At 65.4% G+C, this 25957-nt stretch carries 27 protein-coding genes and 1 pseudogene; 8 read left to right on the plus strand and 20 right to left on the minus strand.

Annotated elements, in window-relative coordinates; all coding sequences use genetic code 11:
* Positions 1-4 precede the first annotated feature (4 nt).
* Positions 5-463 (minus strand): iron-sulfur cluster assembly scaffold protein, encoded by a 459-nt coding sequence (locus KUV49_RS12290; protein WP_222450195.1) that lies wholly within the window; start codon positions 461-463, stop codon positions 5-7.
* A gap of 67 nt (positions 464-530) precedes the next feature.
* On the opposite strand from KUV49_RS12290, the gene hisI reads away from it, so the two are divergent.
* Positions 531-893, plus strand: coding sequence for a phosphoribosyl-AMP cyclohydrolase (gene hisI, locus KUV49_RS12295; RefSeq protein WP_222450196.1), 363 nt, complete (start codon positions 531-533; stop codon positions 891-893).
* A 27-nt stretch (positions 894-920) separates the two neighbouring features.
* Here hisI and gluQRS read toward each other — a convergent pair whose 3' ends face one another.
* From gluQRS to KUV49_RS12315, 4 genes are read right to left on the minus strand one after another with little or no spacing between them, the layout of a single operon-like run.
* The gene (gene gluQRS, locus KUV49_RS12300; protein WP_222450197.1) at positions 921-1760 is read right to left on the minus strand and encodes a tRNA glutamyl-Q(34) synthetase GluQRS; all 840 of its coding nucleotides are present in this window, start codon (positions 1758-1760) and stop codon (positions 921-923) included.
* Entirely contained in the window at positions 1757-2371 is a 615-nt protein-coding gene (locus tag KUV49_RS12305; protein WP_222450198.1) for a class I SAM-dependent DNA methyltransferase, read from the minus strand. The genes gluQRS and KUV49_RS12305 overlap by 4 nt, the downstream gene beginning before the upstream one ends.
* A 12-nt stretch (positions 2372-2383) precedes the next feature.
* Complete coding sequence (gene trmFO / locus KUV49_RS12310) at positions 2384-3748, minus strand: methylenetetrahydrofolate--tRNA-(uracil(54)-C(5))-methyltransferase (FADH(2)-oxidizing) TrmFO (RefSeq protein ID WP_222450199.1); 1365 nt, start codon at positions 3746-3748, stop codon at positions 2384-2386.
* 39 nt (positions 3749-3787) lie between these two features.
* Positions 3788-5137: a cytochrome-c peroxidase gene (locus tag KUV49_RS12315; RefSeq protein ID WP_222450200.1), complete on the minus strand. Its 1350-nt coding sequence runs from the start codon at positions 5135-5137 to the stop codon at positions 3788-3790.
* A gap of 61 nt (positions 5138-5198) precedes the next feature.
* Between KUV49_RS12315 and KUV49_RS12320 the strand changes: the two genes are divergently transcribed.
* The gene (locus KUV49_RS12320) at positions 5199-5336 is read left to right on the plus strand and encodes a hypothetical protein (protein WP_222450201.1); all 138 of its coding nucleotides are present in this window, start codon (positions 5199-5201) and stop codon (positions 5334-5336) included.
* Positions 5337-5601: 265 nt separating this feature from the next.
* Here KUV49_RS12320 and KUV49_RS12325 read toward each other — a convergent pair whose 3' ends face one another.
* Positions 5602-6390 carry an enoyl-CoA hydratase gene (locus KUV49_RS12325; RefSeq protein ID WP_222450202.1) on the minus strand — a complete coding sequence of 263 codons (789 nt, stop codon included), beginning with the start codon at positions 6388-6390 and terminating at the stop codon, positions 5602-5604.
* Between the two features lie 56 nt (positions 6391-6446).
* On the opposite strand from KUV49_RS12325, the gene KUV49_RS12330 reads away from it, so the two are divergent.
* Positions 6447-6869, plus strand: a complete 423-nt coding sequence (locus KUV49_RS12330) for a PaaI family thioesterase (RefSeq protein WP_222450203.1) — start codon at positions 6447-6449, stop codon at positions 6867-6869.
* Positions 6870-6923: 54 nt separating this feature from the next.
* Here the strand turns inward: KUV49_RS12330 and KUV49_RS12335 are convergent, their stop codons facing one another.
* Positions 6924-7157, minus strand: coding sequence for a DUF1127 domain-containing protein (locus tag KUV49_RS12335; RefSeq protein ID WP_222450204.1), 234 nt, complete (start codon positions 7155-7157; stop codon positions 6924-6926).
* 100 nt (positions 7158-7257) lie between these two features.
* Between KUV49_RS12335 and KUV49_RS12340 the strand changes: the two genes are divergently transcribed.
* The gene (locus KUV49_RS12340; protein WP_222450205.1) at positions 7258-8667 is read left to right on the plus strand and encodes a PLP-dependent aminotransferase family protein; all 1410 of its coding nucleotides are present in this window, start codon (positions 7258-7260) and stop codon (positions 8665-8667) included.
* A 7-nt stretch (positions 8668-8674) separates the two neighbouring features.
* On the opposite strand, the gene KUV49_RS21515 is transcribed toward KUV49_RS12340, so the two are convergent.
* Genes KUV49_RS21515 through KUV49_RS12350 form a run of 3 tightly spaced genes read right to left on the minus strand, consistent with a single transcriptional unit; the run spans position 8675 to position 10055 of the window.
* Positions 8675-8806, minus strand: a complete 132-nt coding sequence (locus tag KUV49_RS21515) for a hypothetical protein (RefSeq protein ID WP_261391187.1) — start codon at positions 8804-8806, stop codon at positions 8675-8677.
* Positions 8749-9732, minus strand: a complete 984-nt coding sequence (locus KUV49_RS12345; RefSeq protein WP_222450206.1) for a hypothetical protein — start codon at positions 9730-9732, stop codon at positions 8749-8751. Before KUV49_RS12345 ends, KUV49_RS21515 begins: the two co-directional genes overlap by 58 nt.
* Positions 9732-10055 (minus strand): hypothetical protein, encoded by a 324-nt coding sequence (locus tag KUV49_RS12350; protein WP_222450207.1) that lies wholly within the window; start codon positions 10053-10055, stop codon positions 9732-9734. Before KUV49_RS12350 ends, KUV49_RS12345 begins: the two co-directional genes overlap by 1 nt.
* 138 nt (positions 10056-10193) lie before the next feature.
* Here KUV49_RS12350 and rplM point away from each other — a divergent pair, with 138 nt between their 5' ends.
* On the plus strand, positions 10194-10652 hold the full coding sequence (rplM, locus tag KUV49_RS12355; protein ID WP_222450208.1) for a 50S ribosomal protein L13: 459 nt from the start codon (positions 10194-10196) through the stop codon (positions 10650-10652).
* 5 nt (positions 10653-10657) lie between these two features.
* Positions 10658-11155 (plus strand): 30S ribosomal protein S9, encoded by a 498-nt coding sequence (gene rpsI, locus KUV49_RS12360; protein ID WP_222450209.1) that lies wholly within the window; start codon positions 10658-10660, stop codon positions 11153-11155.
* A gap of 287 nt (positions 11156-11442) precedes the next feature.
* On the opposite strand, the pseudogene KUV49_RS21520 reads toward rpsI, so the two are convergent.
* Positions 11443-11538, minus strand: a pseudogene (locus tag KUV49_RS21520) (TetR/AcrR family transcriptional regulator); the annotation flags it as partial.
* Between the two features lie 86 nt (positions 11539-11624).
* On the opposite strand from KUV49_RS21520, the gene KUV49_RS12365 reads away from it, so the two are divergent.
* Positions 11625-13625, plus strand: coding sequence for an acyltransferase family protein (locus KUV49_RS12365; protein WP_222450210.1), 2001 nt, complete (start codon positions 11625-11627; stop codon positions 13623-13625).
* An 8-nt stretch (positions 13626-13633) separates the two neighbouring features.
* On the opposite strand, the gene KUV49_RS12370 is transcribed toward KUV49_RS12365, so the two are convergent.
* The 9 genes from KUV49_RS12370 to guaA form a co-directional block, all read right to left on the minus strand.
* The gene (locus tag KUV49_RS12370; protein WP_222450211.1) at positions 13634-14248 is read right to left on the minus strand and encodes a TetR/AcrR family transcriptional regulator; all 615 of its coding nucleotides are present in this window, start codon (positions 14246-14248) and stop codon (positions 13634-13636) included.
* Positions 14241-15110, minus strand: a complete 870-nt coding sequence (ppk2, locus tag KUV49_RS12375; RefSeq protein WP_222450212.1) for a polyphosphate kinase 2 — start codon at positions 15108-15110, stop codon at positions 14241-14243. Before ppk2 ends, KUV49_RS12370 begins: the two co-directional genes overlap by 8 nt.
* A gap of 46 nt (positions 15111-15156) precedes the next feature.
* On the minus strand, positions 15157-16131 hold the full coding sequence (locus KUV49_RS12380) for an alpha/beta fold hydrolase (RefSeq protein ID WP_222450213.1): 975 nt from the start codon (positions 16129-16131) through the stop codon (positions 15157-15159).
* Between the two features lie 23 nt (positions 16132-16154).
* On the minus strand, positions 16155-17090 hold the full coding sequence (metA, locus tag KUV49_RS12385) for a homoserine O-succinyltransferase (protein WP_222450214.1): 936 nt from the start codon (positions 17088-17090) through the stop codon (positions 16155-16157).
* Positions 17091-17129: 39 nt separating this feature from the next.
* A complete protein-coding gene (locus KUV49_RS12390; protein WP_222450215.1) occupies positions 17130-17990 on the minus strand; it encodes an ATPase in 861 nt (286 codons plus the stop codon).
* Between the two features lie 133 nt (positions 17991-18123).
* The gene (locus KUV49_RS12395) at positions 18124-19245 is read right to left on the minus strand and encodes an OmpP1/FadL family transporter (protein ID WP_222450216.1); all 1122 of its coding nucleotides are present in this window, start codon (positions 19243-19245) and stop codon (positions 18124-18126) included.
* 141 nt (positions 19246-19386) lie between these two features.
* Positions 19387-20283, minus strand: coding sequence for a DMT family transporter (locus KUV49_RS12400; RefSeq protein WP_261391189.1), 897 nt, complete (start codon positions 20281-20283; stop codon positions 19387-19389).
* Between the two features lie 151 nt (positions 20284-20434).
* A complete protein-coding gene (locus tag KUV49_RS12405) occupies positions 20435-22450 on the minus strand; it encodes an acyltransferase family protein (RefSeq protein WP_222450217.1) in 2016 nt (671 codons plus the stop codon).
* Positions 22451-22498: 48 nt separating this feature from the next.
* Positions 22499-24070, minus strand: a complete 1572-nt coding sequence (gene guaA, locus KUV49_RS12410; RefSeq protein WP_222450218.1) for a glutamine-hydrolyzing GMP synthase — start codon at positions 24068-24070, stop codon at positions 22499-22501.
* Between the two features lie 334 nt (positions 24071-24404).
* On the opposite strand from guaA, the gene KUV49_RS12415 reads away from it, so the two are divergent.
* On the plus strand, positions 24405-25949 hold the full coding sequence (locus KUV49_RS12415; protein ID WP_222450219.1) for a trimethylamine methyltransferase family protein: 1545 nt from the start codon (positions 24405-24407) through the stop codon (positions 25947-25949).
* The last annotated feature ends 8 nt before the right edge of the window (positions 25950-25957 follow it).

Below are 25957 nucleotides of genomic sequence, written 5' to 3' on the forward strand. Positions count from 1 at the left end.
GGCGCTATGCGCTGCCGCAGGCGGTGGCGCGGGCCTCTTCCATCGCCTCCGCCGTGGCCTCGAGCGTGAGCAGGATCGAGGCATGGCGGTTCTTGTAGTCCTGCGCCGGGCGCAGCACTTCCAGCCCGTCGAAGGGCGCAGGCGGCGTCGGCCCGTCGGATTTCAGCATCGCTTTCAACGCGTCGCGCGCCTCGACCACCTGGTCGTAGCTGCAGCCGATGATGCCACCGCCCACGACGCTCGCCGCCGCCTGGCCCAGGGCGCAGGCCTTGACCTCGGCGGCATAGTCGGTGATGCGGTCGCCATCGGTCTTCAGGTCCACCGTCACGGTCGAGCCGCAAAGCGGCGCGCGGCGCTTGACCGTCGCGTCCGGCGCATCCAGCCGCCCGTGATGCGGAATGTCGGCGGCCAGTTCGAGGATCCGCGCGGAGTAGAGCTTGATCAGGTCGGTCTCGCCGCTCATGGCTTTCCCTTTCGTCGTTGACCCCATAGATAAGGGCTGACACCGGCAAGGCAAAAGGTTTTCTGACATGGAATTCGATGTTTCCAGCTTGCGCTTCAACGACCAGGGCCTGATCCCGGCTATCGCGCAGGATGCGGCGAGCGGCGAGGTGCTGATGATGGCCTGGATGAACGCCGAGGCCGTGGCCCGGACGCTGGAGACCGGGCGCGTCACCTATTGGAGCCGCTCGCGGCAGGCGTTCTGGGTCAAGGGCGAAAGCTCGGGGCACGTGCAGACGCTGGTGGAGTTCCGGGTGGATTGCGACCGCGACTGCCTGCTGGTGAGGGTCGACCAGACCGGGCCCGCCTGTCACACCAACCGGCGCAGCTGTTTTTACACGGGTGTTCAGGGCGGGCTCGAGGTCGAGCTTATGGCGCCCGTCGCGTCGTGAGTATTTTTTGCAAGAAAAAGCCGGGCGTTACAGCCCGATCATGACGCGGATATCTGCAGGCGTCTTGCCGGCCTGGCGGTAGGTCGCGATGCTGCGCGCGTCGTCGCGCTTGGCGAGGCGTTTGCCGTCCTCGTCGCGGATCAGGCGGTGGTGGTGATAGCGCGGGACCGCGTGGCCCAGAAGGCTCAGAAGGATGACCTGGATCGGCACGAAGCCGAACAGGTCCTCGCCGCGCACCACGTCGGTGATGTCCTGGCCGATATCGTCCAGCGCGGAGGCGAGGAAATAGGCGACGATGTCCTCGCCCTTGCGGCTGAGCACGACGTCGCCGACCTCGGCCAGGGCCTGGTCCGGGTCGATCCGATGCGTGCCGGTATGCAACGGGCCGGTTTCCTCGAAGTCGGGATAGACACCGCCGAAGTGATCGAGCGCCCGGTCGAGATGCAGGCGCAGGGCGTCGCCGGGCTGGCGGCTGTCCATGCTGCGGTGCTTGCAGGTGCCGGGATAGACCTCGTGGGTGACACCTTCCTGCGGCGCGGCGAGCGCGGCCTGGATCTGGCTGCGGGAACACGAGCAGGGATAGAGCAGACCCATCGCGTCGAGCCGGTGCAGGGCCGGGTCATAGCTGGTCAGGTGCTCGGACTGTCGCAGCACGGGTCCGTCCCAGGTCAGGCCCAGCCAGGTCAGGTCGTCGAGGATCTGCGCATCCCATTCCGGCTTGCTGCGTTGCAGGTCGGTGTCTTCCATCCGCAAGAGGAACGCGCCGCCGCGCGCCCGGGCCATGTCATGCCCCAGGATCGCCGAGAAGGCATGACCCAGATGCAGCGGGCCGGTAGGTGACGGGGCAAATCGGGTTCTGAATGTCACGCTTTTTCAATGATATATACGGTGGACTTGATGTTCTGGCCGGGCAAGTGCGGCCCGTGCTCGCGAAAGAGCAGCCGCGCCGCGCCGCAATCGAGCCAGCCGTTCAGCGCGCCTTCGTATTGCGGGTCGGCCAGCGCGTGGTCATTCAGGCTGAAGCCCAGAAGACCGCCCTTTGGCAGCGCGCGCATCACCAGGTCGAGCGTCGAGGCCGGGGCCGCGCCGGTGCCGATCACGCCGATGCAGGTGATGGCCTGGTAGGCCCCCGCCGGGATCGGGGCGGGATCCGACAGGTCGATGGGCGTCAGGTTGCGGTAGACGGCCTTGCGCCGTGCGCCGTCCAGCATCTCGTGGCTGGGGTCCATGCCGTCGAGCGTGCCGAACCCGGCCAGTTTCAGCGCCAGGCCTGACAGGCCCGTGCCGCAACCATAATCCAGCAGCGGCGCCTCGGGCGACTTGGCGAAGCGGAACATCGCCTCGGCCACGCGGCCCGGCGTGGCATAGCCGTTCGCGGCGATCTCGGCGTCGTAACTGGCCGCCCACGCGTCGTAGAGCGCACGGGTCTCGTCGGGATCGGCCGTGGCATAGGCCTTGTCGAAAAAGCTGTCCTGCATGAGCGCAGAAAATCACACGGTTTCGCCTGCGTCCACTTCTGTTTCATCAAGCCAGCCGGTCCAGGCCGCCTTGGCCCGGTCGGTATAGGCCTTGTAGCGGTCGCGCCGGCCGCGGCGCCCGCCCTTGAGGCCGTCGACGGGGCGGAAGAGGCCGAAATTGACGTTCATCGGCTGGAAAGTCTTGGCCTCGGCCCCGCCGGTGATGTGGTGGATCAGCGCTCCCATGGCGGAGTCCTGCGGCGGCGCGGGCAGGGGCCGGCCCAGGATCTCGCCCGCGGCCAGCCGTCCGGCCAAGAGCCCCATGGCAGCGGATTCGACATAGCCTTCGACGCCGGTGATCTGCCCGGCAAAGCGGATATGCGGCTTGGCGCGCAGGCGCATCTGGTTGTCCAGCAGAGTCGGAGAGTTCAGGAACGTGTTGCGATGGATGCCGCCCAGACGCGCGAAACTCGCATTTTCCAGACCAGGAATCATTTTGAAAACATCTGCTTGCGCGCCGTACTTCATCTTGGTCTGAAAGCCCACGATGTTGTAGAGCGTGCCAAGCGCGTTGTCGCGGCGCAGCTGAACCACCGCCCAAGGCTTTACGTCCGGCTGATGCGGGTTCGTGAGGCCCACGGGCTTCATCGGTCCGTGGCGCAGCGTTTCACGGCCGCGTTCGGCCATCACCTCAATGGGCAGGCAGCCGTCGAAATAGGTCGCCGTCTCGCCCTCGTGAAACTCGGTCTTGTCGGCGGCCAGCAGGGCGTCGATGAACGCCTCGTACTGGTCGCGGGTCATCGGGCAGTTGAGGTAGGCGGTGCGCTCTTCCTCGGTCTCGCCCTTGTCATAGCGCGACTGCATCCAGGCCTGGGACATGTCGATCGTGTCGTAATAGACGATCGGCGCAATGGCGTCGAAAAAGGCCAGCCGGTCGGTTCCCGTCTCGGCGGCGATGGCGGCGCCCAGCCCTTGCGAGGTAAGCGGCCCGGTGGCGAAGATCCAGCGGCCCTCGTCGGGCAGGGCGGTGATCTCGCCTTCCTCGATGCTGACGTTGGGATGCGCGCGCAGCCGGGCGGTGACGCCCTGGGAAAACGCCTCGCGGTCCACGGCCAGTGCGCCGCCCGCGGGCAGGCGGTGGGTCTCGGCCATCTCCATGATCAGCCCGCCCGCGGCGCGCATTTCCCAGTGCAGCAGGCCCACGGCGTTCTGCTCGTCATCGTCAGACCGGAACGAGTTGGAGCAGACCATCTCGGCCAGGTCGCCGGTCTGATGCGCGAAGGTGCCGACCTTGGGGCGCATCTCGTGGATCACCACGCGCACGCCCATGTTGGCGGCCTGCCACGCGGCCTCGGACCCGGCCATGCCGCCGCCGACGATATGAAGTGTCTCTGTCATGGCCCCGCATTTAAGGGGTCGCGGGCCATTTGGAAAGGGTCAGCTGTCGCCCGGCAGCCCGGCCACCGGCAGGCCCGAGGGCACGGTCTCCGGCACGCCGAGGCGCCCCTTGCGCGAGACCGGGTCGGTCAGCGCGTCGAGAAAGGTGACCAGCGTCGAGATGTCCGTGTCCGTCAGGGAGATCCGGGGCAGGGTGGCGGCGGCGTAGATGTTCAGCACCTCGGCCTCGTCCCGCATCGCGGCGTCCAGCCCGGTCTCGTCGGCGCCGATGTCGGGCAGAAACGCCGCCTGGAGGCCGGGGTATTGCGCCAGTCCCGCGCCGGGGTCGGCATGGTGGCGGATCATGGCGCCAAGGTCGCGATAGGCGCCGTTATGGCCGTAAGGCGCGGTCAGCGCCACGTTGCGCAAGGACGGCGTGCGAAACTTGTAGGCATCGTCGGGATCGCCGCTGACCGCCCCCAGCCCGATATCGGAATTGCCGTTGGCCCCGTGCCCCTTGCCCGGCCCGATCTGGGGCAGGCCGATGGCGTGGAAACCGTGGTCGGTCTGGAAGGTGCCGGAATGGCAGCCGCCGCAACCCGCCTTGCCATAGAACAGCGCCATGCCGCGCAGCTGGTCGTTGCTCAGCGCCTCGTCCCGGCCCGACAGGAAGGCGTCGAACGGGCTGTCGGTGGCGCGAAATTCGTAGGCCACGAAATCGGCCAGCACGGCGGTGATATGGGTGATGTGCAGGGGCTCGTTAGGGCCGATCAGCCATGCGAAGCGGCGGCGGTACTCGGGGATGTCCCAGACCCGCTCGGCGATCTTCTGCCACGCACCGTCATAGCCCGCGATCCGGCCCTGCGCCACGGCGTCGGCAATGATGTTTTCGCCGGGGTGGCCGGCCATCTGGTCCATCGCGACCAGGGGCAGCAGCGCCTGCGCGGCCAACAGGCTGACCGGGCGCTCCAGCAGCAGATCCTCGGGGAGGCTGATGCCGTAGCGTTCGGTCTTGCTGGCGCTGACCCGGCCGTCATGGGTAAAGGCGGTGAATTCCGCGGCACCCAGGTTGAAGAGCGGGGGCGCATTGCGCGCCAGGCGCTTGGGCGGGTTGTCGACGGCGCGCGTTCGCGCCGGGCCAAGACCGCGGCCGCCCTCGCCAAGCGACAGCGACACGCCGTCGCCGCCGGCCATTTCGGGATGGTGGCAGGTGGCGCAGGCGATGTTGCGATTGCCCGACAGGATCGGATCGAAAAACAGATCACGGCCCAGCAGAACCGACGTGGCCCCCGGTGTGGGAAACGCCGCGCGGTTTGCCGGGTCGGGCAGGTCCGTGGCCTCCGATGGGATGGCCAGAGAGAGGCTGGCCAGGAGGGACCAGATGCCGAAGACCGCCACCCGAGATGTCATAGCGCCGTAACCATAGCGTCGTGCAAATCCCACACGATGCCCCCGCCATATGGTCTAGCGGATGGAATATGGCGACAAAACGGCAAATGCGGAAAAACTGTGGCACGGCTTTGGAAACATTGCCGAGCGCCGCGGCGCCCCTGCAAGAGATCAGTGTTTGCTGGTTGATCGTGAGGTTGGCGCGACGAATGTAAAATGAGATGCTGAAAAACGGACCGGGTGATCCTACTTTGCGTCGTGCCAACCTCGGATTGATAATGACTGAATTGAGGCGGCAATAAACCGCCGAAAGCGGAACACTGAGGGCGCGATTCGTTAACAATCGGTTAATCTGTTGATCTATGGGCAGGAATTCGGTGGCTTGGTCATCATACGGTGTTCAACAGCAGCCGTCTGGCGCCCGAAATCCCACCCTAGGGCGGAGTATTTGGCGTGAGATACACTCAATACGTGCGTTTTTCGCCTCAATCCTGGCTCCACTCGGGCGTGCGCTTTTCGATGAAAGCGCTGATGCCTTCCTCGGTGTCGCGCCACATCATGTTCTCGACCATGACGTCGCCGGTGAAGGCATAGGCGTCATCCAGCCCCATTTCCAGCTGCTTGTAGAACGCCTGTTTGCCGATCTTCACCGCCGCGCCCAGCTTGGCGGCGATGGTATGGGCCAGATCGTCGCCGGCGGCGCGCAGCGCGTCATGTGGCACCGCGCGGTTGATCAGCCCCAGTTCGATCGCCCGGTCGGTCTCGATGAATTCGCCGGTGGTCAGCATCTCGAAGGCCTGCTTGCGCGGGATGTTGCGGCTGAGCGCGACCATCGGCGTGGAACAGAAGAGCCCGATATTCACCCCGTTGACCCCGAACCTTGTGCCCGTGGCGGCCACGGCCAGGTCGCAGGTCGCCACCAGCTGGCAGCCCGCGGCAGTGGCAATGCCGTGGGGCAGGGCGATCACCGGCTGGGGCAGGTCGCGGATCGTGCGCATCAGTTTGCTGCAGCGTGCGAAGAGGTCGGCGAAATACGCCTTGCCGCCATCCTCGGCCTGGCGTCCCTGGGTCATTTCCTTTAGGTCGTGGCCCGCGCAGAACGCCTTGCCTTCCCCGGCCAGCGTGACCACGCGGATCGAATTGTCCTCCGCGATATCGTCCAGCGCGGTCTGCAGCGCCTCAAGCATACCGTCGCTCAGCGCGTTCAGTTTCTCGGGCTGGTTCATGGTCAGACGGGCGATGGCGCCGTCGTCTTGGCGTTCCAGGATTGTCATCTTGATCCTCCTCGGGGCTTGTGCCTTCTTACGCCGGCACGCGCACGGAGGAAAGCATGGCCCTGAAACTGAATGCAACCGATCTGATGGCCTATATCGACGAGGTCTTCCCGCAGGTGAAGGGCGATTTCACCATCGACAGCCTGGAGGAAATGGCGCTGCGCGTGCGCTTGAACGTCGACGACCGCCACCTGCGCCCCGGCGGCACGGTGTCGGGGCCGTCGATCTTTGCGCTGGCCGACGTGGCGGTCTACATGGCGGTGCTCAGCATGACCGGGCGCGAGGCGCTTGCGGTCACCACGAGCTGCTCCATCGACTTCATGCGCAAGCCTGCCGCCAACACCGACCTCATCGCCGACTGCCGGCTCTTGAAACTGGGCCGCGTGCTGGCCGTGGGGGACGTGCTGATTTTCTCGGACGGGTTCGACCAGCCCGTGGCGCGGGCCAGCCTGACCTATTCCATTCCGCCCAAGGCATGAAAAAAGGGCCGGGAAAATCCCGGCCCAGGTGGAAGAGATCCGTATCGGGGACGATTACGGCCTCCAAAAGGGTTTACGCGCTTCCATGTCGGCCTCGCGCGGGGTCAGGCCGATATCGCGCAGCATGTGGTCATCCAGCTGCGACAGGCGCACCCGGGTTTTTCGGCGTTGCGTCCAGAGGACATAGGCCCAGGCCAGCTGTACCGCGATCAGCGACAGAGCGGGCAGGGTGGTGCGGGCCGAAAGCCCCTCGAGTGCCGTGCGGTCGATGCGGGTAAAACTGGTCATGGCGTGTCCTTTCCTGATAAATTGTATTGACACAATATTGTGTGATTGCCACAATTAAGGGATACATTGTGCAATTGTTCGAATCCACGGAAATATTGTCATGGGTACAAATTGGCAGCCCGAGCTCGCGGAAACCGCCGCGCCGAAATACAAGGCGCTGATGCAGGCGATCCGCAGCGGGATCGACGACCGGACCCTAGAGCCCGGGGACAAGCTGCCGCCCGTGCGGGACCTGGCCTGGCGTCTGGGCATGACGCCGGGCACCGTGGCGCGGGCCTATTCGGGGCTGACGGACGATGGCACGCTGGTGGCCGAGGTCGGGCGCGGCACCTTCGTGGCCAGTCCCAAACCCATCCCCCAGGACCTGTTCCCGATCGAGGCCGACACCGTCGAGCACAATTCCGAGGGTGACGGCTATGCGGTCAACATGATCTCGCCGCATCTGCCCAGCGTCGGGCAGGCGCGGCTGATCCGCCAGCTTATGGCGCAGATCGCCGAGGATCCGCCCTCAGGCGTCATGCACTATCCCAGCCGCCGCAACATGCTGCCCGCCCGCACTGCCGCGGCAGGCTTCCTCGCCCGCGCGCCGCTGGGGCGCTTCACCCAGGAGGACGTGGTGCTGACCCATGGCGGCCAGAACGCGATCACCCTGATCATGCAGACGGTCCTGTGCGGGCGCCGCCCCACGGTGCTGGTCGAGGAGCTGTGCTATCCCGGGTTTCGCCGCGCCGCCGACCTGATGCGGGCCGAGGTGATCCCGGTGGCGATGGATGCCCACGGCCTGCGCCCCGACGCGCTGGAGGCGGCGGCGAAAGGCCACCAGGCGCAGATGATCATGACCTCGGCCGAGGTGCACAATCCCACCTGCGTCTTCACCCCCGCCGCGCGCCGCGACGAGATCGTCGAGGTCGCCCGCCGCTGCGACCTGCAGATCCTGGAAGACGACTGCTACCGCATCGGTCCGTCCCAGGCCCCGGCCTACCGGATGCTGGCGCCCGAACGCGGCTGGTACGTGGCGTCCTTGTCGAAATCCCTGACGCCTGCGCTGCGCGTGGGCTTCGCCCTGGCGCCCAGGGAGCAGTCCGTGGCGCTGCGCCGCGCGGCGGAATCGTCGTTCTTCGGGCTGGCCACGCCGATCGCCGACCTCGTGGCGGCGCTTCTGACGCATGACCGGCTCAACGACCTCATGGAAGCGGTGCGCAGCCAGTCGGGCGACTACATCCAGGCCGCGCTCAACGTGCTGGGCGGGTATGACGTGAAATGGCGCCGCGACGTGCCGTTCCTGTGGCTGACCCTGCCGCCGGGCTGGCGCACCTCCGCCTTTTGCCAGGCGGCGGCAGAGCAGGGCGTGCAGGTCCGCTCGGCCGAGGATTTCGCCAGCCGCGACGCCGCCTCGCCCCACGCGGTGCGCATGGCCGTCAACGCCGGCGTGAGCCTGGCCAGCTTCGAGGCCGCGATGCAGCGTCTGCGCCGCCTTCTGGACAACCCGCCCGAAGGCATCGGGGTCTGAGCAGGGCCTAGAGCAGCCCGCCCGCGCCCCAGGCGAGGCCGACCCCGATCACCAGGGCGCTGAGGGCGGCGGCATAGCCCATCAGCTTGAGCTTCGACAGGGGCCGCTCGCCGAAGGTGCGCCCGTCGATGCCCGACACACGACCTTCTGCGCCTTGCCGTCATAGACATAGTGCAGGATCCACACCGGCAGCAGGATGCGCCGGTAATGGATGCCTGTCGTGTCGGTGCGATAGCGGATGTCATGCACCCCGCGCTTGTTGATATGCGCCTTGATCCGGTTGCGGATCAGCAGGCGCTTGTCCGACTTGTTCGCCTCCAGCCCCTCGGCCACGGTCTGGTGGTGCCGCTCGGCCGCGAACCCGGCGAGGTAGCCCGAGCGGTAGGGGCGCAGGCGGTCGGGGTAGAACTCGTGCAGGATGCCGTCCCGGATCAGCGGTGTCACATGGCTCGAGGCCGGGACCAGCAGATCGTCGAAGTCGATCGTCATCGCCCCGTCGATGGAATGGGTGCGCCGGTTCTTGCCCGACCCGGTGGTATACTTGGCCCAGTAACGCAGCGCTTCCTTGCTGTCGAAGGTCCAGAACGGGGCATAAAGCCCGCTGAAATGCCCGTCTTCGACCTGTGCCGACAGGTCCGAGGGCGCGGCGATCCGGGCGCGGACCCAGTCGTGGGCATTGGCTTTCGCGCGCTCCAGCGTCACCCGGAAAGGGATCAGCGCCATGGTGTCGAACCCCATGTCGGGTTGGGCCAGCACCACCGGCCCGTCGCAATAGGGGCAGCGCTCGGACAGGGCAGGGCCGGTGAAGATCACGTGCCCACCGCATGTCTGGCAGCCGTGCTCCATCAGGTCGGGGCGGCTTTTCGGCTCTTCGGCGGGCACGTCCGGGTCATAGCCGAACTCGGTCCGCGCCAGGTGGTCGTCGGGCGCCTCGAGCGACCGCACGTCCCCGCAACTGTCGCAGCGCAGGCCCCTAGCCTCGGCGCTGTAGCGGCACTGACCGGCACAGTTGGGGCATTGCAGCGCGGTCTGGATCGCCTGCGCTCCGGGAACCGGGCCCGCCATCAGTCGTTCTCCGCGAGCGCCGCCGCGATCTCCAGCAGGATGCGCAGCCGCAGCCAGGCGCGGTCCATGGCGCCGGCCAGGTCTTCGGTCGCCCACCAGTCGCCGATCACCGTGGCCACGAACCACACCGCCATGGCCCAGAACGCCACCAGGGACCAGCCCGCGATGCCGCGGATGAATCCGGCCGATCCGTGCTTCAGCTCGTGCTTGGCCTCGTAGACCTTGATGATCTTGGCCACCTGCGCCATGCCAAGCGCCGTGGACAGCGCCAGAAGCAGCAGCGCGGCAAGCGGCGGGCCGGGGTTGTGAATCAGGCTTTCCATTTGGGGTAAAATGATACCTAAATAACAAGTCTTTGTTTTCAAACGCAAATAACGCGAATTTCCCGCTTGAACTGTGCACCGGAGCCTATATAACCCCGCAATCCGAATTATGACCCTCTGACCCTTGGGGACAAGACCATGAAAACCTTTTCTGCAACACCGGCAGATATCGACAAGAAGTGGATCGTGATCGACGCCGACGGCATCGTTCTGGGCCGCCTTGCGTCGATCGTCGCCACGCGCCTGCGTGGCAAGCACAAGCCCAGCTTCACACCGAGCCAAGACATGGGTGACAACGTCATCGTCATCAATGCCGACAAGGTGCAGCTGACCGGCAAGAAGCGCGAGAAACCCAACTACTGGCACACCGGCCACCCGGGCGGCATCAAGTCGCGCACCACGGCGGAGATCCTGGAAGGCGCACATCCCGAACGCGTGGTGACGCAGGCCGTCAAGCGCATGCTGCCGTCGAACCGCCTTGCACGCCGCCAGATGACCAATCTGCGCGTCTATGCCGGCACCGAGCATCCGCACGAGGCGCAAAGCCCCGAAGTGCTGGATGTGAAATCCATGAACAAGAAAAACACGCGGGTGTAAGAGACATGGCTGACGAAATCAAAACACTCGAAGGTCTCGAAGCGGCCGTCACCGACGATATCGGCGGTGTCCAGGGCACGCCCGAGGAAGCGCCCCGTGAACCCGTCCGCGACGACCTGGGCCGCTCCTACGCCACCGGCAAGCGCAAGGACGCGGTCGCCCGCGTCTGGATCAAGCCCGGCTCGGGCAAGGTCTCGGTCAACGGCAAGGAAATGAACAAGTACTTCGCGCGCCCGGTGCTGCAGATGATCCTGCGCCAGCCGTTCACGGTGGCCGGTGTCGAAGACCAGTTCGACGTGCAGGCCACCGTCAAGGGCGGCGGCCTCTCGGGCCAGGCCGGTGCCGTCAAGCACGGCATCTCCAAGGCGCTGCAGCTTTACGACCCGTCCCTGCGCGGCGCGCTGAAGGCGGCAGGCTTCCTGACCCGCGACAGCCGCGTGGTGGAGCGCAAGAAATACGGCCGCGCCAAGGCCCGCAAGAGCTTCCAGTTCTCCAAGCGTTAAGCTTTGGCTTCAGGGTTTCGGAAAGGGCCGTCCTGTGGGGCGGCCCTTTTCTTTGCCGGCGGGCGCGCAGGTCATCCCGGATCTGATCCGGGATCTCCGCGGCGGAGAGATCCTCGGGTCAGGCCCGAGGATGACCGGCGCGCGGGGCCGGCCCCAGACACAGGATTGATTGGGGGCCAGCCCCCAAACGCAGGTTTAATTGGGGGCCAGCCCCCAAACACAGGGTCGATTGGGGGCCAGCCCCCAAACCCCCGGGATATTTTTGGCCAGAGGAAGAGTGGGGCGGTGCCTATCCCCGTCTCCAGCAGATCCTCGGGCGGGAGGGGGTTTTGCGTGCCGGGCGAGTTGAGGAAGAATAGCGCGACCACACCGTGCGAAAGCGCGGACCCCGCGGATGCCGCGCTTTTTTCTTGCAAGTCAACCCTGTATCGGGTTCACCGATAGCACGAAAATCTCGGGACAATCCGGTGTGAAGTACAGGCGTGAAATCGACGGTCTCAGGGCGGTTGCCGTTCTGCCGGTCATTTTCTTTCACGCGGGCTTTACCGCCTTCGGCGGCGGCTATATCGGCGTCGACATCTTTTTCGTCATCTCCGGCTACCTGATCACCACGATCCTGATTTCCGACCGCGAGGCCGGCACCTACAGCCTGTGGCGATTTTACGAGCGGCGCGCGCGGCGCATCCTGCCGGCGCTGTTCCTTGTCCTGGCCTGCTGCGTGCCCTTCGCGTGGATGTGGATTCCGCCCGACCCGCTGGAGGATTTCGCGCGCAGCCTGGGCTTTACCGTTCTCTTCATCTCGAACGTCCATTTCCTGGAACATTCGGGGTATTTCGACGTCTCGGCCGACCTGCGTCCGCTGCTGCACACCTGGAGCCTCGCGGTCGAGGAACAGTTCTATATCCTGTTTCCGGCGCTGCTCTGGGCGTTGGGCCGCTTTCGGCGCGGCAAGCATGTGGCGGTCTTCGCCCTGTGCGCCGCGGCATCCATCGCGCTGGCCATCTGGGGCGCGTGGAACCTGCCGGCCGAGAACTTCTTCTTCACGCCGTCCCGGCTGTGGGAACTGCTGGCCGGCTCGATCTGTGCCGCGCTTTTGCTGAACCGCCCGCAGATGCGGAACGAGGCGCTGGCGGCAATCGGCCTTGCGCTGATCGTGGGCAGTCTCTTCTGGCTTGGTCCCGCCGATCCGTCGCCCTCGGCCTACACTCTGGTGCCGGTTGCCGGGGCGATGCTGGTCATCCTCTTTGCCGCGCACGAGACGGTGACGGCCCGCGCCCTGTCTTGGCGCCCCCTGGTCGGCATCGGGCTGATCAGCTATTCGCTTTACCTTTGGCATCAACCGATCCTGGCCTTTGCCCGCATCCGCGGCTGGACAGAGACGGTGCCGGGCTTGATCTGGGGCCTGATCGCCTTGTCCTTTGCGCTGGCGGTGCTGTCCTGGGCCTTTGTCGAGCGCCCGTTCCGGCGCGCCGGGTGGCTGCCGTCGCGCCAGGCCGTCTTCGGCGCGAGCCTTGGGGGCATCGTCGCCTTCGGCGCCATGGGCTTTACGGTTCTGGCACTGAAAGGCGTGCCGCAGCGCCTGGATGGCAAGGGACCTGAGGCGTATGTCAAGCTTGTCACGCGGGACAGTACTGTCAGCCGTGGCTGGACCTGCCCCGGCGGCGAGGCCGAGCGCCCCGGCGGTCTCTGCGTGGTGCACGATACCAACGTGCCAAGCACGACAATTGCGGTTCTGGGCGACAGTCATGCCGGCGCGATCCTGCCCGCCTTCGACGAAATCGCGGCCATGCGGGACATTCGCGTGCTGCGCGGCGTGCGCGCCGCCTGTCCGCCCTTGCTGGGCGTCTATCTCGTCAACGGCGGCCGGTCGGCGCAAGAGTGTCACGACGAGGTTCAGGCCTTTGCGGAAGACGCCGTGGCACGCGGGGTCGACATGGTATTCCTCGCCGCAAGGTGGAGCCTTTACGTCAAGGGCGATCTCCTGAGCAAGCCGCGGCGGTTCATGATCTCGACCGATCCCGACAACCGCCGGCAAAGCGATGCGGAATGGTTCGCCAGCTTCGAGACCGGCCTGCGCAAGACGATTTCCCACTACAGGGATGCCGGCATTCGGATCGTGATCCTGGACCAGGTGCCGCAGCAGGTGGTCTTGCCGATCAACGTTCTGGGGCAGGCGATCCTGCGCGACCTGCCGGAAGCCGAGTTCGAGGACGATATCGCCCGCAGTTTCGTCGACACCCGGGTGCATGTCGAGCTGATGCGCGGCGCCCGCACGATCCTGGTCGATGTCGCGGACGATCTCGGCGCGGACCTGATCTCGGTGAACGCGTTCTTCGAGCGGGAGGGACGGTATGCCTGGCTGCTCGACCGCGCGCTTCTTTACACGGACGCGGATCATATCTCGGCCCCGGCGGCCCGCGCCGTGGCGCCCTTGCTGGACAAGGTGCTGTTCGGCAACGCGCCTATGTAAAAGCCCACTCAGCTGTCCGGCGGCAACAGGCCCAGGCCGCGCAGGTAGATGCCTATCCCTGACTCCAGCAGGTCCTCGGGCGGGAAGGGGCTTTGGGTGCCGGGCGAGTTGCGGGCGAACAGTTCCACCACGCCATGCGACAGCGCCCACACATGGGCCGAGACCATCGCCGTGGGCGGGCGCTTGTCGGGCGGGATATGCGCCGAAAGACCTTCGGCGGCCCGTTCCAGCACGGTGCGGGCGCGGCCCGACACGGCGGCGAGGTCGGCGTTGCGATTGACGGAAATGCCGCTTTCGAACATCGCGATATAGTGCCCGGGATATTTCCGCGCGAAGGCCAGGTACGCGCGCCCCGTGGCCGAAAACGCGCTCAGCGCCGTCTGGCCGGTGCCATAGGCGTATTCGATCACGTCCGCGAAAATCTCGTAGCCTTGCCGCGCGGCCTCGGCGATGAGGTCCTCGCGCCCGCCGAAATGGCGATAGACCGCCGCCGGGGTCACGCCGGCCTGCTTGGCGGCCTCGGACAGGGTAAAGCCCGTCGGCCCTTTCTCCTCGATCAGGGTCAGCGCCGCGTCCACCAGCGCCTGGCGCAGGTTGCCGTGGTGATAGCCGCGCTTAGGCATCCCAGATCTCTGGCCCGCCGCAGACCGAGGCGTCAGGTTTTCCCAGCGATTTCGGCAGCTTGCGGGCATAGTCGATGTTCAGCAGGATATGCCGGATCGCCTCGAGCCGGGCACGCCGCTTGTCGTCTGAGCGGACCACCGTCCAGGGCGCGTGGGTGCTGTGCGAGCGCGCCAGCGTCTCGGAAATGGCCTCTGAATAGGCGTCCCATTTCTTCAGCCCCTCGACGTCGATCCAGCTCAGCTTCCATTGCTTCAGCGGATCGCTCTCGCGTTTCATGAACCGGCGCAGCTGCTCGGCACGGCCCACGTTCAGCCAGAACTTGAAAAGGTGAATGCCCTCGTCGGCCAGCATCTTCTCGAAATCGCCCACCTGGTGAAAGAAATGCTCGCGCTGCGCGTCGGTGCAAAAGCCGAAGACCTTTTCCACCACGCCGCGATTGTACCAGGAGCGGTCGAAGAACACCATTTCGCCGCCCGCGGGCAGGTGGTCGATATAGCGCTGGAAATACCATTGCGTGGCTTCCGTCTCGGACGGTTTGGGCAGGGCCACCACCCGCGCGCCGCGCGGATTCAGGTTCTCGCGGAAGCGCTTGATCGTGCCGCCCTTGCCGGCGGCATCCCGCCCCTCGAAGACGCAGACCACGCGCGCGCCGGTGTCCTTGACCCAGGCCTGCAGCTTCACCAGCTCGATCTGCAAGCGATGCAGGTCCTGCTCGTACGCCTTGCGCGGCATCCGGTCCGAATGGGGGTAATCGGGCGACAGGATATCGCCCTTGTCGGCCCGGCGGATGGCGTTGCGCAACTCCTCCGGGGCCTCGGATTTGAAATAGGTGCTGATCGCGCCGTCAAATGGCAGGTCCATGCGGCCACTCCCTTGATTTTAGGGCGACTATGGGATGTTAAGCGGCTTAACGCAATCCGGCGCGGGCGGCCGCGCGGTCGATTGCCGCGACCGTGGCCTGGGGCCGCACGTGATGCGGCATGTGGCCCACGCCCTCCAGCACCGTGAGGGTGCCCCGGCGCAGCTGTTTCGACAGCGGGATCGAGTGGACGTGCAGCGGCACGGTCTTGTCCGCGTCGCCATGCACGATCTCGACCGGCATCCGCAGCCGGTCGCGGTATTGCTGCGACATCGCCACGATATGCGGGCGCAGGCCCAGCACCTGCTGGCCATTGGCGCGCAAGGTCTCGCGCCGCAGGGTCAGGCCGGGGCCGAGATACTCGGAATACCCCTTGGGCGCGCGTTGCGGGGCGAAGGTGCCCTCGATGCTGCGCTCGATCCGCTCCTCCGAGGCCAGCGCGGTGATCAGCGGCACTGCCGCCGCACCGCCCAGGGCTGTTCCGGTGACGTTGTAGAAGGTGCCCAGCTCGCCCGGCCAGGGGTTCGACACGCCTGCCAGCAATACCAGCGCTGCGGTGTCCTGCGGCGCGTTCAGGCCCCAGGCCAGCGCAACGGCGCCGCCGAAACTGTGGCCCACGACCACCGGCCGCCGCACGCCGATCTGCGCCGCCGCCTTTTGCAGGAGCGCCGCCTGTTCGCGCGGGCTTTCGCCCTCGGTGCTGCCGACCCCGCCATAGCCGGGCAGGCGCTCGGTATAGCCCAGGCCGGGCCGGTCGAAGGCGATGACGCGGTAGCGCGGGGTCAGGCGTTTCGCCAGGTCGAAGGTGAAATCCCGCAGGTTGCCGCCCGCGCCGTGGATCAGCACCACGTCCGGCCCCGATCCCTCGACCCAGACATGCACGCGGGTACCATCGACCTCGACGAACCGGCCCAGCGGCGGGTGGGTTTCCTCGGCGGTGCGTTCCTTGACGCCAGCCAGGCCCGCACAGCTTGACAACAGCGCCACGGCGCCAAGCGCCACCCAGACCAGCCCGCGTTTCATCAGCCCTGCACCCCCGTCGATCGTTACCAGCGCGAACCTAGCCCGATCGCGTCCATATCAAAGGGGGTGGTCTGGTAAATCTCGTTGATCCAGTTGCCGTAGAGCAGGTGCGCATGGCTGCGCCAGCGGTTCTGCGGCGGGCAAGCCGGGTCGTCATCGGGATAGTAATTGCAGGGCACGTTTATCGGGGTGCCCGCGTCGATGTCGCGGTCGTATTCCTGTTTCAGCGTGTCGCTGTCATATTCCAGGTGGTTGAAGATATAGAGCGACCGCGCCGCGCTGTCCTGCACCAGGCAGGGGCCGACCTCGTCACTGTCCAGCAGCACCTCCAGCCCGTCCACCGCGTCGATCTCGTCGCGGCGCATCTCGGTCCAGCGGCTGACCGGGATCACGCAATCATCCGAAAATCCGCGCAGGAAGGGCGAGGCGGGCGCCATGTTGCGATGCCGGAAACAGCCGAACGCCTTGGCGTCCAGCAAGTGCTTCTTCACCCCGTGGAAATGGTTGATCATCGCCATCCCGCCCCAGCAGACGCCGAAGGTGGAATGCACGTGGGTCGTCGTCCACTCGAAGACGCGGGTCAGCTCGTCCCAATAGGTGACGTCGCTGAACTCCAGGTGTTCGATCGGGGCGCCGGTGATGATCAGCCCGTCGAATTTCTCACCCGTCGCCGCGACCTCGGAAAAGGGGCGATAGAAGCTTTCCATGTGGTCCGCTGCGGTGTTCTTGGTGCGATGCTCGGACATGCGGATCAGGCTCAGGTCGATCTGCAGCGGCGTCGCCCCGATCAGGCGGGCGAACTGGTTCTCGGTCTGGATCTTCTTGGGCATCAGGTTCAGAAGGCCGATCCGCAAGGGCCGGATATCCTGCCGCGATGCCTGATCCTCGTCCATCACCATGACGCCCTCGCGGGTGAGGACGTCGAAGGCGGGCAGGCTGGAAGGGATCTTTATGGGCATGTGATAACCTGTTTGCGGCGGTCCGGCCTAGATAGAGGTTTATCCCGTACGCTCAAGGGCTGCGGCCACCAGCGCCTCGAACCCGTCGGCGGTTGTGACCTGCGAAACCTCGTCATGGTCAAGCGTGATGCCCCATTTCTCCATCGCCGCATAGCGTGGCGCACGGTGGGCCAGCGCGCGGGCATAGGTCCAGCGGATGAAGTGATCGGGTTCAACATCGCCTTCTTCGACGTTGTTTTCGCTCAGGTATTCTGCCCATGCACCGGCCAGGAACTCGGGCTGATAACACATCGGCTTAGGCGCGCGGTCGAACCGGCGGATCAGCTCCTGCCGGTGCGCGTCATTGCCCTTCAGCCCGATCAAAAGACAGTGAGAGGCCAGCTCCGTCAGGATCGGATCGTCCGGATCGTCGCCATCCACCCATTCGCAGATCGACCCGCCGGTATCGCAGACGAAATGCGGATAGCCGTAAAGCCGCCCGGCGCGTTCGATGAAATGCCCGGTGTCCATCAGCGCGTTGATCTCCGCGCGCCGGAACTGCTCCTGCCGGGTGCGGTATTCGTCGATGGGCAGACCGCCCTTGTCGGGGTCACCGGGTTTTCCCAGGTAGGTGGACACCGGCGACAGGTTGTCGAAGGTGATGTTCGAGCCGATGTAGATCGAGTCGGACTTCAGCAGATCACGCAGGAAGGGCACCTTCATCGCGTGCGCCTTGGCGTTGTCGGCGATCAGCTCGCCCATGTAGCGCGTGCCGATCCGGTAATCGATGGAATAGTGAAACCACGTGCCCGCGTCGCGCAGCATGTTGGACAGGTGCGTCTTGCCAAGCCCCGACATGCCGTAGAACAGCACCCGTTTGTGCGGCGCATCCCGCCATGCCTGCGCGGTCTTGTAAATCATGGTCGCGGCTCTCCTTTGAGCCGCTTTGGTAGCCAGCACCGCGCGGGGCGTCAAACCTCAAAGCGGTATGGCGAAAAGAAAAACCCCGCCGAATGGGACGGCGGGGTTTTCCGAAGTTGCTTTACGACAGACGTCAGAACTTGAAGCCGACCTGGGTGCCGACGGCAATGGCGTCGCTGCCGGTAAACCCGGTAACCGAGCTGTTGGCGCTGCCGACGTCGATATACCGGATGCCCGACGTGATCTCCCACGATTCGGTCTCGTAGGTCACGGCCAGACCATAGCTGACATAGCCGTCCGTGCCCGAAAGGTTGCCGACGACGTCGCCGTTGTCCTTTTCATAGCCGATGATCGCCGCACCGCTCCAGTTCTCGCTGAACCGGCGGCCAAGACCCAGCTCGTAGGTCCAGATGTCGCTGGTGCCGCTGGCGATCGACGTGTTGACCGGCGCAGGCGTATAGGAAAAGAAATCCGCCGGCTGCACGTTGAACGCCGTCCATTCACGCCACTTGATCGACCCGAACAGCAGCGTGTCGGGCGCGATCCCCGAGCGGGCGTGCAAGGTCACGGCCTGGGGGATTTCCACGTCGAACGGCGTGCCGTTGTTGTCGCGGAACGAATGCTCGATCTTCGACTCGTAGGTCAGCGCAAAGCGCATGGCCAGTTCGGGCCGCTCATAGGCCGCACCAACCAGGTATCCAAGCTGAAAGTCGTTATCGACGCTCAGCGTGTAGGGGCCAGGGCCTCCGGCGGGTCCGGTGGCGGGCGAGATGACCGTGATGTCGCCTTTCAGACCCTGGTAGCGGACACCGCCATAGACGCTGATATTGTCCACGACCTCGTACTTGGCCATGGCCGTGAACTGGATCGAAGACACTTCGGCGTTGGAGGCGCCGAAGAACGCGCCGGTGCCCGGGCCGGTATAGGGAGCCGTCCGATAGTTCACGGATGCGCCCACCGGCTCGTCGATGACAAAGGCCAGCGCCAGGCGGTCATTGAACTGGTGCTTGAAGCCCAGCGCATAGCTTTCATAGCTGTTTTGGATGTTGCCGGTCGGGGTTGCCCCGATCGCCGCGGCGGTTCCGATCGGCGGGCCCGAAACATTCGGGTGCACCGTCGCCACCGAGAATTGCAGATAGTTCCTGCCCTCTTCGAACAGGATTTGCGATGGGTCACCGCGGCGTTCGATTTGGCCCGCTGAAGCGGCAGAGGCAGTTGCGGTGAGCGCGCAGGCTGCCAAAGCTAGATTTTTCATGAGTTCCTCTCCTCCAGAACATGACATCACACTACTGTTACGTGTGAAAATCGGTCAATTTTTACGCGACGTCATGAAACGAGGAGCAGGGGCGCGGCATGCAAGAATGTCACAGCCACGCCCCGTTCCGAACCGGGCAGTTCAGCTTTTGCGGGTTTCCGACCAGAGGTTGAGGTAATTCGCCCCGAAGATCAGTATGGCGCCCACGAATACATAGATGCTGACCGCCTCGCCATAGACCAGCAGCCCGACGATGGCGATCACCGGCAGGCGCATGAAGTCGATCGGGCTGACCAGCGTGGCCGGGGCCAGCGACAGGGCCGAGGTGATGCAGAAATGCGCCGTCAGCCCGCAGATGCCGATGGCCACCAGCCACGGCAGGCTTTGGGCCGAGGGCAGGGCGATGTCGCCGTCGAAGCCGGCGCAGATCAGCCCGAACACCGCCTGCATGACCGTCATGTAGAACAGGATGCAGGCCAGCGACTCCGTGCGTGTCAGCCGCTTGGCGAAGATGTATGTCCCGGCAAACCCGATGGCGCAGGCCGCCGCGGCCGCGGTGCCGATGTTCAGCGTCTCGGGCGTGGGGCGCGCCACGATCAGGATGCCGACAAAGCCCAGCACGGCGGCGATGACCCGCATCCGCGTCATCCGTTCGCCCAGCATCAGCGGCGACAGGATCAGCACCCACAGCGGCGTGGTGAATTCCAGCGCAAAGACCTGCGCCAGCGGGATCATGGTGATGGCGAAGAACCACAGGTTCTGTCCGGTGAAATGAAAGATGTTGCGCAGAAGATGCGTGCCGGTCTTTCGCGTCGGTAACTCGTGCAGGCGTCCCTGAACCAGCACGAACACCATGACGACGGCCAGACCGACGAAGCTGCGAAACATCATGATTTCAAATGTATCCAGCTCGAAGCTCACCTGTCGCCCGGCGACGGCCATCATGGTGAAGGACGCCACGGCCCCCAGCATGAAAACGCCCGCGCGCAGGACGGGCACCGCGGTGTCCCGCGGCGGGTTTTGCAGGTTGTCGGTCATCTGGTCCCCGGATCGGCTGAAGGATAATGCCGCGCAACGGGCCGGGTCGGCAGATGCCGGGGCCCGCTGGCGCTCACACGTTCTCTAAAGAGGCGCAGGGCGCTTTCCAAGGGCAGAGTGCGGTTTTGGCGATGCGCTCGTGATGCAGCGGTCAGAAGGATCTTTCCACCCGGATGATCACGATCAGATCCGGTTTTTCCTCGGCGGCGTCCAGATCGTCCGCCAGTCGCGGCAGGCGCTCGTTCCAATGCCCCTTGTGGTGAACTTCGCGGAAACTGGCCTCGATGAACGGCTTGACCGACGAGGCAAAGGAATCCCCGATCACCCAGACCGTCATGTCCGACGGCGGATTCGAGTTCGTCACCACTTCGCGCAGGCCGAAGGAATCGGTGACCGTCGCGTCGGGAATGCCACGGCGCTCAAGCTCGAAATCCCGCCGGAACTCGTAGAGCCAGTTGTCGCCGGGACGCAGCGGAAAGCGCTCCATCCCGGCAATCTCTATGATGTCGCCGCGCACTTCGGGACCGGGCGAAAACGCCACCTCCGGCACCGGCAGCCCGAGCGCTTGCATCAGCCCGTCCCAGGCAAGAAACGCGCCCTTGCTGTTCCAATGCGTGTCGGTGCGGTAATAGAGCTCGCCCTCGGCCTCCTTGTCCCGCAGGAACCCGGCGGTCGGGTCATGGAACGTCAGGTTCGGGACAGGGGCCAACGCCCGCGCGAAGGCCTCGAAATACCGGCTGTCCGCGGGCGTCAGTTCCGGCGGCAGGTACTCGGGATAGACCGACGACTTGTTGGGACCGACCAGCAGGGCGACGCGCGTGCCGGATCGCGCCGCAGTTTCGGAGATCTCCGCGAAGAGCGCGCGTATTTCTTCCACCTCGTCGGGCGGCGGCGGGCTATCGGAGCGCAGCTTGGCCACCGTCCGGTCATAGCTGTTGCCCAGGAACAACCAGTCGTCTCGCCCTTCGAACCACCGGCTGGACGGCCCGATCCGGTGTTCCAGACCGCCCCGCAAATACACCGTCCGGGCGGTGTGGGTGTCGCTGAAATCGCTCCGGCTGATCACGACCCCCGCCAGTCCGACCGCCACCATGACCGCTGCCAGCCACAGCGACCGCGCCGGTTCGCGGAATGTGCCAAAGCGGATCGGCCGCTCGATCAGGCGGTAGGTCAGCCAGGCCAGCAGGATGGCCAGGAGCACGCCCGCGATCCGCGCGTCCCGGTGCGGCACGTCGTCCTCTGCGATGTGCAGGAACGACAGCACCGGCCAGTGCCAAAGGTAGAGCGGATAGCTGATCAGCCCGAACCAGACAGCGACGCGATTGGTGAAAAGCGGTGCAACACCCCAGGCCATGGCCCCGCCGAAGATCACCAGCACCGACCCCAGAACCGGCAGGAGCGCCCACCACGAGGGAAAGGCGGCCGTCCGGTCGATCACCGCCACCGACACGACCAGCAGCACCAGGCCCAGACCGCCCGCCAGCTTTCGTACCGTTTCGCTCGCCAGGGGGCCGGCCCGATGCACCGTGACCCACGCAAGAAGGCTGCCGCTCAGGAGTTCCCAGAAGCGCCCGAACGGCCAGAAGAACGCCTCGACCGGATGCGAGGTGGCATAGGCGACATTCACGACGAAGGAGGCCACGAACACGATCAGGGTCAGGATCAGCAGGCCGACCCGCAGTTTCCACGCCACCCAGAGCGCCAGCGGCCAAAGGATATAGAACTGCTCCTCGACCGCGAGGCTCCACAGGTGCAGCATCGGCTTCAGCTCGGCGGCGGCGTCGAAATAGCCGGCCTCGGCGGCAAAGACGAAATTGCTGATGAACGCCGCGCCGCTGGCGACGTGCAGGCCAAGCTGGTTGAACTCGTCCGACAACAGGACCAGCCACCCGAACAGCAGGCTGAGCGACATCACCACCAGAAGCGCGGGAAAGATCCGCCGGATACGCCGTTGAAAGAAGTCGGCAAAGCTGAACTCGCCCTGGTCCAGCTTCTCGAAGATATGGCTGGTGATCAGAAAGCCGCTGATGACGAAGAAGACGTCGACGCCGACGAACCCGCCCGGCACCGCGCCGGGGAATGCGTGGAAGGCGACGACAGACAGGACCGCGAAGGCCCGAAGGCCGTCGATCTCTCTGCGATAGCCGGTGTGATGCGGGGGCGTCATGAAGTTCAACGTGGCGTCATAGGGGGCGGGGAACCCGAAGGCAGGCGCCTATTCCCACTCGATGGTGCCCGGTGGCTTGCTGGTGATGTCATAGGTCACCCGGTTGATGCCCTCGACCTCGTTGATGATCCGCGTCGCGGTCTCGCCCAGGAAATCATGGCTGAACGGGTAGTAATCGGCGGTCATGCCGTCCACGCTCGTGACCGCCCGCAGCGCGCAGGCGTAGTCATAGGTCCGACCGTCGCCCATAACGCCCACGGTGCGCACCGGCAGGATGGCGACGAAGGCCTGCCAGATCTCGTCGTAAAGCCCGTGCTTGCGGATCTGGTCGATATAGACGGCATCCGCCTTGCGCAGGATCTCCAGCTTGTCGCGGGTGATCTCGCCGGGGCAGCGGATGGCAAGGCCGGGGCCGGGGAAGGGGTGTCGGCCGATGAAACTGTCGGGCAGGCCCAGCTCGCGGCCCAGGGCGCGCACCTCGTCCTTGAAGAGCTCGCGCAGCGGCTCGACCAGCTTCAGCCCCATCTTCTCGGGCAGGCCGCCCACGTTGTGGTGGCTCTTGATCGTCACGCTGGGGCCACCGGAAAAACTCACCGATTCAATGACATCCGGGTAAAGCGTGCCTTGCGCGAGAAAGGCCGCGCCCTCGATCTCGTCGGCGTATCTCTGGAACACGTCGATAAAGAGCTTGCCGATGATCTTCCGCTTGGTCTCGGGGTCCGACACGCCCTCCAACTCGCCCAGGAACAGGTCCTGCTCCTGCGCGTGGATGACACGAAGGTTCATGTGGTCGCGGAACATGCCCACGACTTCCTCGCCCTCATTCAGGCGCAGCAGGCCGTGATCGACGAAGACGCAAGTGAGGTTCTCGCCGATCGCCTCGTGAATCAGCGCGGCGGCCACGGAACTGTCCACGCCGCCCGAGAGCGCGCAGATGACTTTCGCATCGCCCACCTGCTCGCGGATCGCCTCGACCATCTCCTCGCGGTAGGCGGCCATGGTCCAGTCGCCCTTGAACCCGGCGCGCTTGACGAAATTCTCGTACAGCGTGCGGCCGTTGGGCGTGTGATGCACTTCCGGGTGGAACTGCACCGCGTAGAAATCCCGCTCCAGGTCGGCGGTGATGGCAAAGGGCGCGTGCGGCGAGGTGCCGTAGACCGCGAACCCGGGCGCCAGTTCGGCCACGTGGTCGCCATGGCTCATCCAGACCTGCTCGCGCGCGTCCAGGAACCAGCCCGCCAGGAGCTCGATCCGCTCTTCGCTGGGCGAGACCCAGGCGCGGCCGAACTCCGCCGTGCCGCCGCCGCCCGAGATCTTGCCGCCTTCGACGCGGCCGCCCAGGTCCTGCATCATGACCTGCTGGCCATAGCAGATGCCCAGGATCGGCACGCCAAGGTCATAGACCGATTGCGGTGGCCGGGGCGATCCCTCGCGCGTCACCGTATCGGGACCGCCCGAGAAGATCACCGCCTTGGGCGCGAACTCCTTCAGGAACGCGTCCGTGACCTTTTGAAAGGGATGGATTTCGCAGTAGACGCTCAATTCGCGCAGGCGGCGCGCGATCAGCTGCGTCACCTGGCTGCCGAAGTCGATGATGAGAAGGCGATCATGCTGGGTCATGCCAAGCCATTATGAAATGCGCCGGGGCGATGCAACAGGTTTGCGCGTGCTTGACGAAGCCGTGTGACCACGAAGCGCTCCGTCATCCTCGGGCCTGACCCGAGGATCCCTCGGACCCGGAGATCCCGGATCAAGTCCGGGATGCCGCGCCGTCACATCCCGTAGGGTGGGCGAGAGCCCACGCGCCCCTGCCAATCGCTCCCATCGTCCACGCCGAATGTCGCTATAGACCGTGAAACGGCGCAAATCTCCCGCGACTCGGTCGCGTTAGCGGATATTTAAGGGCGCAGTCGCACTCTGTCATGGGTGCAAGTTCACGTTGGGGAACCAGAATATGGCCGAAGCAGCAACCCGCAGACGGGCCCGGGGCGGAGGCGGCGCAGCCCGCCGCGCGGAACGTACCGCCGTCAGCGTCGAAACCGCCAAGTATATCGAGCGCAATATCCCGAATTACGAAATCCTCAACGAAGAGGCGCTCGAGATGATCGAGCACAATGCCGAAACCGTTCTGGAAGAGATCGGCGTCAACTTCGTCGAGAATCCGCGCGCTCTGAAAATGTGGAAGGACGCCGGCGCCGACGTGCAGGGCGAGCGGGTGCACATCCCCCGCGGCCTCGCGCGAGACCTGATCAAGACCGCGCCGTCGCAATATACCCAGCACGCCCGCAACCCCGAGCGCAACGTCGTGGTGGGCGGCAACAACCTGGTCTTCGCCCCGGTCTACGGCCCCCCCTTCGTGCGCGACGCCACGGGCGGCCGGCGCTATGCCACCATGGCCGATTTCGAGAAATTCGTGAAACTCGGCTACATGTCCAAGTGGCTGCACCACTCGGGCGGCACGGTGTGCGAACCCACCGACATCCCCGTCAACAAGCGTCACCTCGACATGCTGCGCGCCCACATGGTGCTGTCGGACAAGCCCTTCATGGGCTCGGTGACCGAGCCTTCCCGCGCGCAGGACAGCGTGGACATGTGCAAGATCCTCTTCGGCGAGAACTTCGTGCAGCAGAACACGGTGATGACCTCGCTGATCAACATCAACTCGCCGCTCACCTTTGACGAGGTGATGATGGGCGCGATGGAGGTTTACGCCAAGAACAACCAGGCCTGCATCGTCTCGCCCTTCATCGTCGGCGGCGCCATGGCGCCGGTGACCGTGGCCGGCACCCTGACGCAGGTCATGGCAGAGGCGCTGGCGGGCGTCGCCTTCAACCAGCTTTGCAACCCCGGCGCACCCGTCATCATGGGCGCGTTCGTGACCTCGATCGACATGAACTCCGGCGCGCCCACCTTCGGGACGCCCGAGGCCGCGCACATCACCTACGGCGCGGGCCAACTCGCCCGCCGCCTGGGGCTGCCCTACCGTTCGGCGGGGTCGTTCAACGGCTCCAAGCTGCCCGACGCGCAGGCCGCGTATGAAACCGCCAACAGCCTCAACATGGGGCTTCTGTCTGGCGTCAACTTCATGCTGCATTCCTGCGGTTGGCTCGAAGGCGGGCTGGTGTCCTCGTTCGAGAAATTCGTCATGGATGCCGACCAGCTGGGCGTCTACCACCACCTCGCCAAGGGCATCTACACCGACGAGAACGGCCAGGCGATGGACGCCATCCGCGAGGTCGGCCCGGGCGGGCACTACCTTGGCTGCGCCCACACCCAGGCCAATTTCAAGACCGCCTTCTGGCGCTCGGAAATGCTCGACTACAAACCGTTCGAGCAATGGGCCGACGAGGGCGGGCAGGACACCATGGCGCTGGCCACCACCCGCGTCGAAAAGCAGCTGGCCAACTACCAGCAGCCCCATCTCGACCCCGGCGTGCTCGAAGCGCTGGACGCCTACGTGGCGGAAAAAAAGGCGTCCATGCCCGACGCCTTCGCCTGACCGCTCAG

Source organism: Roseovarius atlanticus, from assembly GCF_019802205.1.
GTDB classification, from domain to species: domain Bacteria; phylum Pseudomonadota; class Alphaproteobacteria; order Rhodobacterales; family Rhodobacteraceae; genus Roseovarius; species Roseovarius atlanticus_A.

Coding starts and splice junctions, on each gene's coding strand:
- KUV49_RS12290 (WP_222450195.1), bottom strand. CDS start 463: ATGAGCGGCGAGACCGACCTGATCAAGCTCTACTCCGCGCGGATCCTC.
- hisI (WP_222450196.1), top strand. CDS start 531: ATGGAATTCGATGTTTCCAGCTTGCGCTTCAACGACCAGGGCCTGATC.
- KUV49_RS12305 (WP_222450198.1), bottom strand. CDS start 2,371: ATGCAGGACAGCTTTTTCGACAAGGCCTATGCCACGGCCGATCCCGAC.
- trmFO (WP_222450199.1), bottom strand. CDS start 3,748: ATGACAGAGACACTTCATATCGTCGGCGGCGGCATGGCCGGGTCCGAG.
- KUV49_RS12315 (WP_222450200.1), bottom strand. CDS start 5,137: ATGACATCTCGGGTGGCGGTCTTCGGCATCTGGTCCCTCCTGGCCAGC.
- KUV49_RS12320 (WP_222450201.1), top strand. CDS start 5,199: ATGGAATATGGCGACAAAACGGCAAATGCGGAAAAACTGTGGCACGGC.
- KUV49_RS12325 (WP_222450202.1), bottom strand. CDS start 6,390: ATGACAATCCTGGAACGCCAAGACGACGGCGCCATCGCCCGTCTGACC.
- KUV49_RS12330 (WP_222450203.1), top strand. CDS start 6,447: ATGGCCCTGAAACTGAATGCAACCGATCTGATGGCCTATATCGACGAG.
- KUV49_RS12335 (WP_222450204.1), bottom strand. CDS start 7,157: ATGACCAGTTTTACCCGCATCGACCGCACGGCACTCGAGGGGCTTTCG.
- KUV49_RS12340 (WP_222450205.1), top strand. CDS start 7,258: ATGGGTACAAATTGGCAGCCCGAGCTCGCGGAAACCGCCGCGCCGAAA.
- KUV49_RS12345 (WP_222450206.1), bottom strand. CDS start 9,732: ATGGCGGGCCCGGTTCCCGGAGCGCAGGCGATCCAGACCGCGCTGCAA.
- KUV49_RS12350 (WP_222450207.1), bottom strand. CDS start 10,055: ATGGAAAGCCTGATTCACAACCCCGGCCCGCCGCTTGCCGCGCTGCTG.
- rplM (WP_222450208.1), top strand. CDS start 10,194: ATGAAAACCTTTTCTGCAACACCGGCAGATATCGACAAGAAGTGGATC.
- rpsI (WP_222450209.1), top strand. CDS start 10,658: ATGGCTGACGAAATCAAAACACTCGAAGGTCTCGAAGCGGCCGTCACC.
- KUV49_RS12370 (WP_222450211.1), bottom strand. CDS start 14,248: ATGCCTAAGCGCGGCTATCACCACGGCAACCTGCGCCAGGCGCTGGTG.
- ppk2 (WP_222450212.1), bottom strand. CDS start 15,110: ATGGACCTGCCATTTGACGGCGCGATCAGCACCTATTTCAAATCCGAG.
- KUV49_RS12380 (WP_222450213.1), bottom strand. CDS start 16,131: ATGAAACGCGGGCTGGTCTGGGTGGCGCTTGGCGCCGTGGCGCTGTTG.
- metA (WP_222450214.1), bottom strand. CDS start 17,090: ATGCCCATAAAGATCCCTTCCAGCCTGCCCGCCTTCGACGTCCTCACC.
- KUV49_RS12390 (WP_222450215.1), bottom strand. CDS start 17,990: ATGATTTACAAGACCGCGCAGGCATGGCGGGATGCGCCGCACAAACGG.
- KUV49_RS12395 (WP_222450216.1), bottom strand. CDS start 19,245: ATGAAAAATCTAGCTTTGGCAGCCTGCGCGCTCACCGCAACTGCCTCT.
- KUV49_RS12400 (WP_261391189.1), bottom strand. CDS start 20,283: ATGACCGACAACCTGCAAAACCCGCCGCGGGACACCGCGGTGCCCGTC.
- KUV49_RS12405 (WP_222450217.1), bottom strand. CDS start 22,450: ATGACGCCCCCGCATCACACCGGCTATCGCAGAGAGATCGACGGCCTT.
- guaA (WP_222450218.1), bottom strand. CDS start 24,070: ATGACCCAGCATGATCGCCTTCTCATCATCGACTTCGGCAGCCAGGTG.
- KUV49_RS12415 (WP_222450219.1), top strand. CDS start 24,405: ATGGCCGAAGCAGCAACCCGCAGACGGGCCCGGGGCGGAGGCGGCGCA.